This is a genomic window from Paenibacillus hamazuiensis (assembly GCF_023276405.1).
Taxonomy (GTDB): Bacteria; Bacillota; Bacilli; order Paenibacillales; family NBRC-103111; genus Paenibacillus_AF; species Paenibacillus_AF hamazuiensis.
This window is the reverse complement of the sequence record NZ_JALRMO010000001.1, coordinates 3,170,896-3,184,817: the sequence shown is the minus strand read 5'-3', so window position 1 is coordinate 3,184,817 and position 13,922 is coordinate 3,170,896. Positions and strand designations below refer to the sequence as shown.

The 13,922-nt window shown below is 57.3% G+C and carries 13 protein-coding genes; 12 read left to right on the top strand and 1 reads right to left on the bottom strand.

From position 1 onward, the window contains the following. Positions 1–13: 13 nt before the first annotated feature. The 8 genes from rsmB (at position 14) to spoVM (ending at position 8,139) form a co-directional block, all read left to right on the top strand. A complete protein-coding gene (gene rsmB, locus MYS68_RS14055; protein WP_420852221.1) occupies positions 14–1,528 on the top strand; it encodes a 16S rRNA (cytosine(967)-C(5))-methyltransferase RsmB in 1,515 nt (504 codons plus the stop codon). A gap of 298 nt (positions 1,529–1,826) precedes the next feature. Continuing rightward, positions 1,827–2,993: a dual-specificity RNA methyltransferase RlmN gene (gene rlmN / locus MYS68_RS14050; protein WP_248926446.1), complete on the top strand. Its 1,167-nt coding sequence runs from the start codon at positions 1,827–1,829 to the stop codon at positions 2,991–2,993. Positions 2,994–3,000: 7 nt separating this feature from the next. Beyond that, entirely contained in the window at positions 3,001–3,762 is a 762-nt protein-coding gene (locus MYS68_RS14045; RefSeq protein ID WP_248926445.1) for a Stp1/IreP family PP2C-type Ser/Thr phosphatase, read from the top strand. Between the two features lie 7 nt (positions 3,763–3,769). Continuing rightward, a complete protein-coding gene (gene pknB, locus MYS68_RS14040; protein WP_248926444.1) occupies positions 3,770–5,938 on the top strand; it encodes a Stk1 family PASTA domain-containing Ser/Thr kinase in 2,169 nt (722 codons plus the stop codon). Further along, on the top strand, positions 5,938–6,867 hold the full coding sequence (gene rsgA, locus MYS68_RS14035) for a ribosome small subunit-dependent GTPase A (protein ID WP_248926443.1): 930 nt from the start codon (positions 5,938–5,940) through the stop codon (positions 6,865–6,867). The genes pknB and rsgA overlap by 1 nt, the downstream gene beginning before the upstream one ends. Position 6,868: 1 nt before the next feature. After that, entirely contained in the window at positions 6,869–7,537 is a 669-nt protein-coding gene (gene rpe, locus MYS68_RS14030) for a ribulose-phosphate 3-epimerase (RefSeq protein WP_248926442.1), read from the top strand. Then, positions 7,534–7,791 (top strand): hypothetical protein, encoded by a 258-nt coding sequence (locus tag MYS68_RS14025; protein ID WP_248926441.1) that lies wholly within the window; start codon positions 7,534–7,536, stop codon positions 7,789–7,791. Before rpe ends, MYS68_RS14025 begins: the two co-directional genes overlap by 4 nt. Positions 7,792–8,058: 267 nt before the next feature. Continuing rightward, entirely contained in the window at positions 8,059–8,139 is an 81-nt protein-coding gene (spoVM, locus tag MYS68_RS14020) for a stage V sporulation protein SpoVM (RefSeq protein ID WP_014652194.1), read from the top strand. A 181-nt stretch (positions 8,140–8,320) separates the two neighbouring features. Here the strand turns inward: spoVM and rpmB are convergent, their stop codons facing one another. After that, positions 8,321–8,509, bottom strand: coding sequence for a 50S ribosomal protein L28 (gene rpmB / locus MYS68_RS14015; protein ID WP_248926440.1), 189 nt, complete (start codon positions 8,507–8,509; stop codon positions 8,321–8,323). Between the two features lie 232 nt (positions 8,510–8,741). On the opposite strand from rpmB, the gene MYS68_RS14010 reads away from it, so the two are divergent. The 4 genes from MYS68_RS14010 to recG are packed head-to-tail and all read left to right on the top strand — an operon-like array spanning position 8,742 to position 13,859. Continuing rightward, a complete protein-coding gene (locus tag MYS68_RS14010; RefSeq protein WP_248926439.1) occupies positions 8,742–9,101 on the top strand; it encodes an Asp23/Gls24 family envelope stress response protein in 360 nt (119 codons plus the stop codon). A 53-nt stretch (positions 9,102–9,154) separates the two neighbouring features. Continuing rightward, positions 9,155–10,918 (top strand): DAK2 domain-containing protein, encoded by a 1,764-nt coding sequence (locus MYS68_RS14005; RefSeq protein ID WP_248926438.1) that lies wholly within the window; start codon positions 9,155–9,157, stop codon positions 10,916–10,918. A gap of 23 nt (positions 10,919–10,941) precedes the next feature. Beyond that, positions 10,942–11,799: a DegV family protein gene (locus MYS68_RS14000; RefSeq protein ID WP_248926437.1), complete on the top strand. Its 858-nt coding sequence runs from the start codon at positions 10,942–10,944 to the stop codon at positions 11,797–11,799. After that, a complete protein-coding gene (recG, locus tag MYS68_RS13995; protein ID WP_420852120.1) occupies positions 11,796–13,859 on the top strand; it encodes an ATP-dependent DNA helicase RecG in 2,064 nt (687 codons plus the stop codon). Before MYS68_RS14000 ends, recG begins: the two co-directional genes overlap by 4 nt. The last annotated feature ends 63 nt before the right edge of the window (positions 13,860–13,922 follow it).

Here is a 13,922-nt window from a genome sequence, read left to right as displayed (position 1 = left end):
CATGAACGGAGGAATGCCGGCAGTGAAATCACGTACCGCAGACAAAGGGAAGAAACCGGCGAGCGCGCGGCAATTGGCGCTGGATGTGCTGGTGCGAGTCGAGCAGGATCAGTCGTACAGCAACTTGCTGCTCCATCAGGCACTCTCGCGCAGCGAACTGAATAAGCCGGACGCGGCGCTGGCGACGGAGCTTGTTTACGGCACGATTCAGCGGCTCGGCACGATCGATTATTTTTTGGCCCGCTTCGTAAAGGGAGGCCTCGCGAAGCTGGAGCCGTGGGTGCGAAGCCTGCTGAGGCTCAGCTTTTACCAGCTGTATTATTTGCAGCGGATTCCCGATCATGCGGCGGTGAACGAAGCGGTGGACATTGCGAAGCGCAAAGGCCATCAGGGCATTTCCGGCATGGTCAACGGCGTGCTGAGAAATGTAATCCGGCAAAAAGCCGATCTCGTCGTGCCGGATTCGCTGGAGCCCGCTGTCCGCATTGCGATTCGCCACTCGCATCCGGAATGGCTCGTTCGCCGCTGGATTGCGCAGTATGGAGAAGAGCTGACCGAACGCATTTGCGAAGCGAACAACACGCCGCCGCATGTCAGCATCCGTGTTAATCTGATGCGGCGGACGCGGGACGAGCTGCTGGCGGAGCTTCGCCGCGAAGGCGTGCAGGCGGAACCGTCGCCGCTTGCTCCGGCAGGCATCGTCGTGGAGCATGCAGGCAACATGGCGCTGCATCCTCTGTTTCGGAGCGGCGAATTCTCGATCCAGGACGAAAGCTCGATGCTGGTCGCCGAATTCGTCGATCCGAAGCCGGGAATGGCCGTGCTCGACTGCTGCGCCGCTCCCGGGGGCAAAACGGCCCACCTCGCGGAGAAGATGGAGGATACGGGCAGCATTGTCGCAAGCGACATCCACGAGCATAAAAAGAAGCTGATCGACGAGCAGGCCGGCCGTCTCGGCCTTACCTGCATCCGCACGCTTGTGGCGGACGCCAACGAGCTGGCGGACCGCTTCCCGCCGGCGTCTTTCGACCGCGTTCTGCTTGATGCGCCGTGCTCCGGATTCGGCGTAATCCGGCGCAAGCCGGAAATCAAATGGACTAAGCGCGAGCGGGATATCGCGGATATCGCCGCGGTGCAGAAGGAAATCCTGCACCGGGTGTGCCGGCTTGTGAAGCCGGGAGGCGTACTCGTGTACAGCACATGCACGATCGAGCGGAGCGAAAACGATGAGATGATCCGCGCGTTTTTGCAGGATCATCCTGAGTTTGCGCTGGAGCGGGACGATGTGCCTGCGTTACCGGTTTCGGCGAATACGCCGCCTGCGCGGAACGCACCGGACGCAGGAGCTGCGCCGGAAATCGCGTCTGCGCCCAAGGCAGCGCCGACTCCGCCTGTAACGGCCGTCACAATGGCCGAAGCCTACCGGAGCGAACCCGGAATGGTGCAAATTTTTCCGCACGAGTTCGGCACGGACGGTTTTTTTATCGCGAAGCTGCGCAGGCTGCAAAACGGAAGTTTTTCCAGTTAGTACTATAGAATAAATCGGGTTCGTGCAAACTAAAGCATGGCAAGCAAACCCATCATCGGGAGTGCCGCTGAAGCTGAGTCGGCTCTTCTCCGGGAAAGATGATGGCCGGAATGCCAAACCGCCGATACGGGTTCCCGAACCGGATGATGACAGGCCGCCAAGCTGATGATGCGGGATTCGGCAAAGGGCCGCGGCTGTCCGTCAGGCGCAAAAGCGTCAAGGCAGGATCAGCTCTCCGGCGGCCCCTTTCCACCCCGAGTGGGCTTGCATGAACCTTAAGGACAGGTAGTGATAAAAGATGGATACAAAGGAAATCAAGGGGACGACGGCAGCGGCATCCGAGGAACCGGAAGCTGCCGCAGCAGAGAGGTCCGCTGCGAGCGGGACTGCGGCCAAAGTGAAGGAAGCGGCGCCGCAAAAGCCGTTCGCTTACGATTACTCTTTGGAGGAATGGCAGGAGTGGGTCAAGGCGAATGGCGAATCCGCCTTTCGCGGCGGGCAAATTTTCGATTGGCTGTATGTGAAAAGGGTAGGCAGCTTCGAGGAGATGACCAACCTGCCGAAGGCGCTGCGTGAAAAGCTGGCAGCGCAGTTCAATTTCGTCACGCTGAAGGAAATTGCCAGACAGCAGTCCAAGGACGGCACGGTCAAGTTTCTGTTCGAGCTGGAGGACAAAAACGCGATCGAAACCGTCGTCATGAAGCATAATTACGGCAACAGCATCTGCGTCACGACGCAGGTCGGCTGCCGCATCGGCTGCACGTTTTGCGCGTCGACGCTCGGCGGGCTGAAGCGCAATCTGGCGCCCGGCGAAATTATCGCCCAGGTCGTCAAGGCGCAAAAGCAGCTCGACGAAACGAACGAGCGCATCAGCAGCATCGTCATTATGGGCATCGGGGAGCCGTTCGAGAACTACGACGCGGTCATGAAGTTTTTGCGGGTCATGATTCATCCGAAAGGGCTCAACATCGGCCAGCGCCACATTACCGTATCGACCAGCGGCATCGTGCCGAACATTTACCGGTTTGCCGAAGAGGACACGCAGATCAATTTGGCGATTTCGATCCACGCTCCGAACGACAAGCTGCGCTCCAAGCTGATGCCTGTGAACCGGCGGTTTCCTTTTGCCGACCTGATCGAGGCTTGCAAATTTTACGTGGCCAAAACCGGCCGGCGCATTACGTTCGAATACGCCCTGATGGGCGGCGTCAACGACCAGCCCGAACATGCCGAGGAACTCGCCAAGGTGCTGAAAGAAATTCCGCTAAGCCACGTCAACCTGATTCCCGTCAACTTTGTCATGGAGCGGGATTTCGTCAGGACGTCGAGGGACGACATCTTTGAGTTCCAGCGGGTGCTCGAGCGCCACAAAATCAACGCCACCATACGGCGCGAGCAGGGCAGCGACATCGCGGCGGCTTGCGGTCAATTGAGAGCGAAGCATATGGAGGCAAGTGCGAGGTGATTAAGCCATGAAAATGGCTGTAAAAACGGACATCGGCCGCGTGCGGATGGTGAACGAGGACCGCGCCGTCGTCCTGGAGGACGTCGGCGGGTTTACCCTCGCCATCGTGGCGGACGGGATGGGCGGCCACCAAGCTGGAGATATTGCCAGCCAAATGGCGATCGAGCAGATTCAGCTCCATCTGCAATCGATTCATACCGGGATGAGCCGTGAAGAATGCAAGGATGCCGTTAAATACGCAATCGAGACGGCCAACGAAAACATTTACGAATTTGCCTCCCAGCGCGAAAATTATCACGGCATGGGAACGACGGTCGTCGTCGCGGCGGCCGCTCTCGATCATATCGTCATCGGACATATCGGGGACAGCCGGGCTTACCGGATCAATCCGGGGCTTATCGAACAGCTGACGGAAGACCATTCGCTTGTGAATGAACTGGTAAAAAGCGGGCAAATTAGCCGTGAGGAAGCAAGCCATCATCCTCGCCGCAATGTGCTGACCCGGGCGCTTGGCACGGAGCCGACGATCGAGGTCGACGTTCAGGAAATCGAATGGGTGGAAGGGGAGTTTCTGCTGATTTGCAGCGACGGGCTGAGCAGTCTCGTCAGCAAAGACGATCTTATCGATACGGTATTGTCGGAAGGGACGCTGGACGAGAAGGCGGACCGGCTCGTTCAGCGGGCGCTTGACGCCGGCGGAGACGACAATGTGACCGTTATTTTGGTAAAAAACGAATCAGAGCCTTCCATTCACGGTGAAAAGGGGTGAGGGATGAATGATCGGTTCGCAGTTAGGCGGCAGATACGAGATTTTGGAGCGGATCGGCGGCGGCGGCATGGCGCTTGTTTATAAGGGACTCGATATTTTATTACATCGTAACGTCGCCGTGAAAGTACTCCGCCAGCAGTACGTTCACGACGAGGAATTCATCCGCCGGTTTCGCCGGGAAGCCCAGTCGGCCGCTTCGCTCTCCCACCCGAATGTAGTCAGCATTTATGATGTCGGGCAGGAAGACGATACGCATTACATCGTGATGGAATATATCGAAGGCACGACGCTCAACGAGCTGATTAAAGAAAGGGCGCCGTTGCAGGTGGAGGAAGCGGTTCATATCGCGAGCCAAATTTGCGATGCGCTCGACCATGCCCACCAAAATCAGATCATCCACCGCGACATCAAGCCGCATAACATTTTGATCGGCAAAAACGGACGCGTCAAAGTAACCGACTTCGGGATCGCCCGCGCGGTCACCTCGTCGACGATTACGCAGACGGGTTCGGTTGTCGGCTCTGTGCATTATTTTTCGCCCGAGCATGCGAAGGGGACTTCGACGGGGGAGCAATCGGACCTGTATTCGCTCGGCATCGTGCTTTATCAGATGCTGACGGGCAGGCTGCCTTTTCTCGGGGAAAGTCCGATCAGCGTGGCGCTTAAGCATCTGCAGGAGGATGTGGAGGAACCGCGAAAAGTGAATCCGCTCATTCCGCAAAGCGTGGAAAATATCATTCTGAAGGCGATGCGCAAAAACCCGGGGGAGCGGTACCAGTCGGCGAAGCAAATGCTGGACGATCTTGATACGTGCCTTCGTTCGGACCGGCGCAACGAGCCGAAGCTCGCCTTTATGGACGATGACGAGCTGGATGAGGAGAAAACGCGCGTTATTCCGGCGATCCGCCCGGATCAGTACATGGAGACGCCGAGCCGCATCAAGGATGCGGAGGAATCGGACGAGCCGCCGGTCAGGAAAAACCGCTGGATTAAGTGGGCGGTTTGGACGATTATTTTGCTCGCTCTGATGGGCGGCGCCTGGTATTTGGTCGGCTGGGCCAAAAGCCTGAACGTGATGCCGCCCGACGTGGACGTGCCGCTGGTCGAGGGACGTACGCTGCAGGAAGCCCGGGCGATGCTGAAGGAAAAATCTCTCGAGGCTTCCCCCATCGATTACGATTTCAGCGACAAGGTGCCCAAAGATGTTGTCATCAGCCAGTCGATCAAAAATATGAAGACCAAGCCGAACAATAAGATCGCCCTGCGTGTCAGCAAAGGCGTGGAGATGCAGAAGATGCCTACTGTGACCGGATCCAAGTTAAGTGAAGCGAAGGCGAAGCTAAGCGGCATGGGCATCAGCGACGACCGGATTAAAGTCGATACCAAATTTTTAAATGACCCGCCGGATACGGTCGTTCAGCAGAGCCCGCCGCCGGACGAAGAAATCGATGCGGCGACGGCAAAGGTTACACTTACGGTCAGCAAAGGTCCCGAGACGATCAAAATGCCGAACCTTGTCGGCATGACCGAAGCGGAGGCAAGAAACAAAATCGAGGTCAGCAAGCTGAAGGTAGCCCCGAACGGCATCAGCCGCGAGCCGAGCTACAAGCAGCCGAAGGACCGGGTGATCGTGCAGTTCCCTTACGAGTATAACCAAGACGTGCCTGTGGGCTCCGAAATCAGTCTCGTGCTCAGCTCCGGGCTGCCCGACGAAGCCGGACCGATGACGGTGAATGTGACGGTCAAGCCGGAGCAGGAAGGGAAAACGTCCGAGGTCAGGCTGATTTTGAGCGACGCGGTGTACGACAATCTCGAGTACGGCAAACCGCTCAATATCAGCAAGCCGCAAAACGTCGAGGTGAAGCTGGTCGTATCTCCGGATAAAAATGCCAGCTTGCAGATCAAACGCGACGGCAAAAACGTCGAAATTTATACGTACACGTACCAGGACTATCTGGCGCTCAAAAACGGCAAGCCGGGCACTACGACCGGGTCGCAGCCGGGAGGAACGACGACTCCCGGGCAGGGCACGCAAGGCACGCAGCCGGGTGGCACGACCGCTCCGATCGGACCGGGAAGCGGAAAGCAAGGAGGAGCGGCAACACCTCCTCCTTCCGGCGGCACGGCGCCGTCCGGAGGCACGGGAACGACACCGACCACAGGAGGCAGAAGTTAATGCCAGAAGGTTTGATCGTCAAGGCATTAAGCGGATATTACTATGTCCTGCCCGAAGGCCAGGATTGTGCTCAAACGATTCAATGCCGGGCCCGCGGCATTTTTAAGAAAAAGGGCATTTCCCCGCTCGTCGGGGACCGGGTGCTGTTCGAGCTGACCGAAAACGGGGAAGGCACCGTGGACGAAATTTTACCCCGCTCCACGGAGCTGGTCAGACCCCCGGTCGCCAACGTGGAGCTCGTCATTCTCGTGTTTTCCATCGACGAACCGGCGCTTAATTTGCAGCTGCTCGATAAATTTCTCGTGCACGCGGAGAAGGCGGGAGTCGATACCCTGATCTGCCTCAGCAAGTTCGACCTGCTGCAGGATGCCGAGCTTGCGTCGCTCGAAGCGATTCCGCCGGGAACGGATATGCCGCTGCAGGCCGTCGTTGCGCTTTACGAGCGGATCGGCTACCGCGTGGTCGTGACGAGCTCCAAGTACCGCGAAGGGGTCGAGCCGATTCTGGAGAGGCTGGCCGGCCGCATCAGCGTGGTCGCCGGCCAATCGGGCGTCGGCAAATCGTCGCTGCTTAACGCGATGATCCCCGGCCTTTCGCTCGAAACGAACGAAATCAGCATGAAGCTCGGCCGCGGCAAGCATACGACGCGCCACGTCGAGCTGATCCGGCTGCACAACGGCGGATTTGTAGCCGATACGCCGGGCTTCAGTTCGCTCGATTTCGCCGATATGGAGACCGAAGAGCTCGGCTCCTGCTTCAAGGAGTTTTCCGGCTTTGCCGCCGGCTGCAAGTTCAGAGGCTGTCTTCATCAGCATGAGCCCGGCTGCAAGGTGATCGAAGCGAAGGAGCGGGGGGACATTGCACCGTCCCGTTACGAGCATTATTTACAATTTTTAGGGGAGATGAAAGACCGGAAGAGGAGGTATTGACATGCTGCGAATTGCACCGTCGATTTTATCAGCGGATTTTTCCCGTTTGGGAGACGAAATAGCGGATGTTGAGCGGGGGGGAGCGGACTGGATTCACGTCGATGTGATGGACGGTCATTTCGTGCCGAACATCACGATCGGACCGCCGGTCGTCGAATCGATCCGCCCGCGCACCGCGCTGCCGCTCGACGTTCATTTGATGATTCAAAACCCGGACCCGTATATTCCGGCTTTCGCCAATGCGGGGGCCGATCTCATATCCGTTCACGTGGAAGCGTGCGTTCATCTTCATCGGACGTTATCGCTGATCAAGGAACAGGGTAAAAAAGCCGGCGTCGTGCTGAATCCGGCTACACCGCTGGAAACGCTCGATTATGTACCGGACGAAGCGCTCGATCTGGTGCTTATCATGACGGTTAATCCCGGCTTCGGCGGGCAAAAATTTATCGACGCGATGCTGCCGAAAATTTCGCGGCTGCGTCAAAAGCTGGACGCGCGCGGTCTTACGCATGTGGACATCGAGGTGGACGGCGGCATCAACGAGACGACCGCCCGTCAGGTGGTGGCGGCCGGAGCGAACGTGCTGGTTGCAGGCAACGCCATATTCGGCGAAGCCAACCGTGCGGAAGCGATCCGGCATATCCGCCAGGGGGCGGCGCTGACGCCATGAGGACGCTCGGGATTATCGGCTACAGCATCGTTTGCGCGCTGCTGCTCACGTTGTTTTCGCAAATCCAGGACATGCTCAAATACTTGTTTTCCCTGGGGGCTCTTTATACGGGCATCCAGTTTTTCCGGCGTTACGATACGAAGGGGCCGCGTATCGCTTTCGTAATTGTAAGCGTCGTGCTTTTTTTCGTATTTTCCATCGCTTACGCCATGTATTTGTACATAAAAACGGGGGAAATCCCTAATCCCGTATAACCATTCATAATTTCGGCGCATCGTGCATACGTATGGTTACAAGAGTCGCTTCTCTTGTAGCCTTTTTTTGTTGTTTAGAAATTTCGGGGATTTGTTCTTGTGCGGGAAACGGGATGACGGTCAGGTGCGGGGCGCCTGCGGGCGGGCATTTTGAGTGGAACGTTTTCGGCCTATGGGAATATAATGGAGTATCATAATGGAAGATGGTCCTCGCGGGGCGGGCGCGCTAAGGGAAAGGGCATCTTCGTCAGTTAAGGAGGGGTAGGCATGAAATTTTACACGATCAAGCTGCCTAAGTTTTTGGGTGGGTTTGTCAAAGCCGTACTTAACACGTTCAGCAAAAACTGAAGAGCAGGTCAAAATACTTAATAGCCGATGTCCCCCAATAGCCGGCTTGCCGCGGCGGCGCCGTTTGATGGTTGCCGGTTTTTTTGGGGGCCCGGCTTATGTATGGCGAATCTCCGTCAACAATAACTTATACACAAAAAAAGCACCTGAGCGTCAGGTGCTTTTTGTCTATGCGGCTGAATTACACGCGGGTCACTTTGCCGGATTTCAAAGCTTTCGTGCTGACATAAACGCGCTTCGGTTTGCCGTCAACGAGAATGCGAACCTTCTGGACGTTAACACCCCAAGAGCGCTTCGCCTTGTTGTTGGCGTGGGACACGTGATTGCCGGTTCCCGGTTTTTTGCCGGTAATATAACATTTGCGGGACATTGAGCTACACCTCCTTATAAAAACCGAACAAGCATGAACGGAGTGATATTGTGGCAAACTTGTACTAATTGCCCGTGCAGGCTTACCGTTTCCAGTCCTGTAAAACACACTATAATATAATAGCACAGCGGAACTTCAGGCGTCAACGCAGGTTCTCTTATTTATTTCTTGAAACGGTTATAGTAAAATGTAACACAAGTCCGTACGGCTGTGATAAAGGAGATGTGAAGCAATGCTTACCCAACTTCAAACGGAACTTGGCAACGTGTTTATCACAGAAGAAGTGATTTCCACTTTGGCCGGGGCGGCCGCCATGGAATGTTACGGCCTGGTCGGCATGGCCTCGCGCAAGCAGCTCAAAGACGGCATTGCCGAACTACTCGGCAAAGGCAACTTGAGCCGCGGGGTGGAAGTGAGGCACAGTGGCGGATCCACTGCGATTGATTTATATATTATTGTCAGCTACGGCACGAAAATCTCCGAGGTGGCGCATAACGTGCAGTCGCGTGTCAAATATGTGCTGAACGACGTGGTCGGGTTGAAAGTCGATCAGGTGAACGTGCTGATCCAGGATGTCCGCGTTTCCAAATAAGCCGGATTTAAAGGAAGCCTTACAAGCAATTGTTTTCAGGAAGGGGTATCGACTTGAGTAAGCGCTTAAATCGAATTGACGGCCACGTATTTTACCGCATGGTGATGTCGGGTGCACAGTTTTTGCAGGATCGGGCGGAAAACGTTAACGCGCTCAACGTATTCCCGGTTCCGGACGGCGATACGGGCACCAATATGGGCATGAGCGTCGCATCGGGCGCGGAGGAGCTGAAGAAGCGCCCTTCCGGGCATATCGGCCAAGCGGCCGAAGCGTTTGCCAAAGGGCTGCTCATGGGCGCTCGCGGCAATTCCGGGGTGATTTTGTCCCAGCTTTTCCGCGGTTTTGCCAAAGCCGTTCAGGATCAGGCGGACATCGATGCGCAGCAGTTTGCGGCCGCCCTGCAAACCGGCGTGGACACCGCATATAAGGCGGTGGTAAAGCCGGTGGAAGGCACCATCCTTACGGTATCCCGCGAAGCGGCGAAGATGGCCGTCGCCTTCTCGAAGCGTACTCCCGATGTGGCGGAACTGCTGCGGGAGACGGTCAAGAAAGGGTACGAAGCGCTGGAGAAAACGCCGGATTATTTGCCGGTGCTGAAACAGGTCGGCGTCGTCGACGCGGGGGGACAAGGTCTGCTGTACATCTACGACGGGTTTCTTGCCGCTTTGGTTGGGGATGCGGCCGGGATAGCGCCGGAAGCCGCCGGTTATACCGCCGTTCAGGCACAACCTTTGGCCGGGCCCGCTGCTAATGCCGGCCTGCGCGGCAAAGAGCCGAAGCGGGCGCAGGCGAAACTTGCGACGGAAGATATCGAGCATGGATACTGCACCGAGTTTATGATCAAGCTTGCGCCCGGCCCCAATCAAGGGCAAACCTTCGATGAGGCGCAGTTCCGCAAGCAGCTGGCAAAGCACGGGGATTCGCTGCTCGTCGCCTGTACCGATGAGCTGGTCAAAATCCATATTCATGCGGAACAGCCGGGCGACGTGATGAATTTGGCGATGCGTTACGGGGAGCTGACTCGCATCAAGATCGAAAATATGCGCGAACAGCATACGCATATTCTCGAGCAGGAAGAACATGAAACGTACGGGGACGGGATTGAAGTCGCTCCGGAGCTTACGCTTCAGCATGCGGGCCTGCCGGCCGCCGCGCTCAAGCGTTACGGCCTCGTTGCGGTTTCCGCCGGCTCCGGCATTTCCGATATTTTTCGCAGCCTCGGCGTCGACGAGGTGCTGTTCGGAGGCCAATCGATGAATCCGAGCACCGAGCAAATCGTGCAGGCGGCCGAACGGATTCAGGCGGAGACGGTGTTCGTGCTTCCGAACAATTCGAATATTGTGATGGCGGCCCGTCAAGCTGCGGATATGACGGAAGGCAAGACCGTCATCGTCATTCCGTCCAAATCGATTCCGCAAGGCATTGCTGCGGCGCTCGCTTTTCAGGAGCAGTCGGATGCTTCGGCCAACGAGGAGCAGATGACCCAGGCGACGAAGCAGGTGAAATCAGCTCAGGTCACGGTCGCCGTGCGCGATACGGAGATGGACGGCATCGACGTCAAGGAAGGCGACTATATCGGCCTCGTTGACGGTAAAATCGTCGCTTCCCATCCGGAACTTCTTCGCACATGCGGACTGCTGCTTGAAAGCTTGCTCGCGGACGGAGCCGAGGTCATTACGGTATATGCCGGGGAGGATGCTCGTCAGGAGCAGACGGAACGGCTTGCCGCTTTGATCGGCGAGCATTATCCGGACTCCGAATTGGAAATTCATGACGGCGGGCAGCCGCTGTATCATTATATTTTATCGGCAGAGTAATTTGCAGGGAGAGGTGTGTCTATTTGGCTCGCATCAAGCTTGTGACGGACAGCACGTCGGATATTCCGGCAGACGTAAGGGCGGAGCTCGGGATTGAAATGGTGCCTCTGAAGGTGCATTTCGGCAGCGAATCTTACCGGGATGCCGTGGATATGTCGTCCGAAGCTTTTTTTGAGAAGTTGGCGGCATTTCCCGGCCTGCCTACCACTTCGCAGCCATCGCCCGTAGAGTTCATGGATACGTACAGACGGCTGATCGAGGAGGACCCTGAGGTTCAAATCATCTCGGTTCATCTTTCTTCGGCGTTCAGCGGGACGTATCAATCCGCGGTAATGGCAAAATCGACGCTGGACGGCAGTTCGAACATTACCGTAGTCGATTCGAAATCGGCTTCCTACGGGATCGGCATGCTCGTGGTGGCTGCCGCGCAAGCCGCCAAGGAGGGCAAAACCAAAGAGGAGATCCTTCAGCTGATCGAGCGTCTGCGAAATGAAACGGCGCTGTATTTCCTCGTCGACACGCTGGAATATTTGCAAAAAGGCGGGCGAATCGGAAGAGCGGCGGCGCTGGTCGGCTCGCTGCTGAATATTAAGCCGATATTATCGATCGCTCCTGAAGGAGTCGTTTATTCGGTCGATAAGGTGAGGGGACATAAAAAGGCGATGGCCCGGATTGTCGAGCTGTTCGACAAGGATGTAGCCGGCCGTTCGATCCGCCTTACCGTCGCCCACGCAAACGCGCCGGAGTACGCCGCGGAGCTGCACAACCAACTGCAGCAGCATTTCCGCATCGAAAGCGTGCAGTATACGAGCATCGGCCCTGTTGTCGGCACGCACACAGGACCCGGAACAGTGGCGGCGTTTGTCGTTCCGCTGTCATGACGATGCTGGATTTGCATGCCGTTGCGCTCACCGACATCCGTGGCGTCAGCGGCAAAAAAATGGAGGAGCTGGGGGCCCTCGGCCTCCGCACTGTCGGACAGCTTATCGAATATTATCCGTTCCGGTACGAGGATTATACGATTCGCGATTTAAGTCTGGTCAAGGACGGGGAAAAAGTAACGGTTCAGGGCAAGCTCGCCGGGGACGCACAGGTGCAAATGTACGGCCGCACCAAATCGCGGATGATCTGCAAGGTGATCGTCGACCGGTTTTTCATTACGGCGGTATGGTTCAACCGGCATTTTCTGAAGGACAAGCTGAAGGCCGGTACGGACATTGTACTGACCGGCAAATGGGATCAGAAACGGCAGCATCTGACCGTATCGGAATCGGAATTTCCCGGCGAAGGGGCGAGCCAGATCGGCACGCTGCAGCCCGTTTACTCCGTGGCCGGCCCGATCACGCAAAAATGGATGCGCAAGACGGTCAGGCAGGCGCTGGTCCAATTCGGCGGCCTCATTCAGGAGGTGCTGCCGCGCGAGCTGGTGAACAAGCATGGACTGATGCCGCGGAAAGCCGCGATCACTGCGATTCATTCGCCGGAGAACACGGATCAGGGCCAGCAGGCGCGCAAGCGGATGGTGTACGAGGAGCTGTTTTTGTTCCAGCTCAAAATGCAGGCGTACCGCGCAATCACGCATAACCGTGCGGACGGTGTGGCGCATCCGGTCGATTTGCCGGATGTGCGCGCCTTCGTGCGGGCGCTACCGTTTACGCTGACGGACTCGCAAAAGAAAGTCGTCGCCGAGATTTTGCAGGATTTGCAGGCGCCGTACTGCATGAACCGGCTGCTCCAGGGCGACGTCGGGGCCGGCAAAACCGTCGTCGCGGCCATCGCGCTGTACGCCGTCGTGAAGGCCGGCTATCAGGGCGCGCTGATGGTGCCGACGGAAATACTCGCCGAGCAGCACAAGCGGTCTTTGGACAAGCTGTTTGCGCCGTACGGCATTCAGGTGGCGCTGCTCACCGGCAGCCTGACCGACCGGCAGCGCCGCGATGTGCTCGCCTCGCTGCAGATGGGCATGATCGACATCGTTGTCGGCACCCATGCGCTCATTCAGGAGGATGTGTTTTTCCGCCAGCTCGGCCTTGTCGTCACCGACGAGCAGCACCGGTTCGGCGTCCAGCAGCGCAGCATTTTGCGGCGCAAGGGAATGAACCCCGACGTGCTGACGATGACGGCGACGCCGATTCCGCGCACGCTCGCCATCACCGCTTTCGGCGATATGGACGTGTCGACACTGCGCGAGCTGCCTAAGGGACGCAAGCCGATCAAGACGTATGCCGTCACGCACGACATGCTGCCGCGGGTGCTCGGCTTTATCGAGAAGGAAGTTGCGCAGGGGCGGCAGGCGTACGTCATCTGCCCGCTGATCGAAGAATCGGAGAAGCTGGATGTGCAAAACGCGATCGATGTGCACGCGCAGCTTCAGCATCATTTTTCTGCGCTCGGATATAAGGCGGGATTGCTGCACGGTCGCATGTCCACCCAGGAAAAAGATGAGGTCATGCGGCAGTTTACCGCAGGCGAGCTGCATATTCTCGTTTCCACGACCGTCATCGAGGTGGGGGTCGACGTGCCGAACGCGACGATCATGGTCATCTACGACGCCCACCGGTTCGGGCTTTCCCAGCTTCATCAGCTGCGCGGCCGGGTCGGCCGGGGCGAGCATCAATCGTTTTGCGTGCTCATCGCCGATCCGAAAAACGAGGTCGGCAAAGAGCGGATGAAAGCGATGACCGAGACGAACGACGGCTTCGAAATCGCCCGGCGCGACCTTGAGCTGCGCGGTCCCGGCGATTTCTTCGGCACGAAGCAAAGCGGGCTGCCCGATTTTCGCGTGGCGGACATGCTGAAGGATTTCGAAATCATGGAGCAAGCCCGCGACGATGCGGCCGATCTGGTGCGCGAGCCGGAGTTTTGGACGGCGGCCGCCTACCTTCCGCTCCGCCAATATTTGCAAAGAGAAGGCATTTTTGATAGCGATTTGATGGATTGACCGGGACAAACGACGAAACATGTTCAAGCCCTCCGACATACACTTAGGAGGAGTGCGAACGGA

Excerpts from the sequence above, each read along its gene's own strand:
- rpmB (WP_248926440.1), bottom strand. The coding sequence starts at position 8,509 with ATGTCCCGCAAATGTTATATTACCGGCAAAAAACCGGGAACCGGCAAT.
- rsgA (WP_248926443.1), top strand. The coding sequence starts at position 5,938 with ATGCCAGAAGGTTTGATCGTCAAGGCATTAAGCGGATATTACTATGTC.
- MYS68_RS14025 (WP_248926441.1), top strand. The coding sequence starts at position 7,534 with ATGAGGACGCTCGGGATTATCGGCTACAGCATCGTTTGCGCGCTGCTG.
- MYS68_RS14010 (WP_248926439.1), top strand. The coding sequence starts at position 8,742 with ATGCTTACCCAACTTCAAACGGAACTTGGCAACGTGTTTATCACAGAA.
- rpe (WP_248926442.1), top strand. The coding sequence starts at position 6,869 with ATGCTGCGAATTGCACCGTCGATTTTATCAGCGGATTTTTCCCGTTTG.
- recG (WP_420852120.1), top strand. The coding sequence starts at position 11,796 with ATGACGATGCTGGATTTGCATGCCGTTGCGCTCACCGACATCCGTGGC.
- rlmN (WP_248926446.1), top strand. The coding sequence starts at position 1,827 with ATGGATACAAAGGAAATCAAGGGGACGACGGCAGCGGCATCCGAGGAA.
- spoVM (WP_014652194.1), top strand. The coding sequence starts at position 8,059 with ATGAAATTTTACACGATCAAGCTGCCTAAGTTTTTGGGTGGGTTTGTC.
- MYS68_RS14045 (WP_248926445.1), top strand. The coding sequence starts at position 3,001 with ATGAAAATGGCTGTAAAAACGGACATCGGCCGCGTGCGGATGGTGAAC.
- pknB (WP_248926444.1), top strand. The coding sequence starts at position 3,770 with ATGATCGGTTCGCAGTTAGGCGGCAGATACGAGATTTTGGAGCGGATC.
- rsmB (WP_420852221.1), top strand. The coding sequence starts at position 14 with ATGCCGGCAGTGAAATCACGTACCGCAGACAAAGGGAAGAAACCGGCG.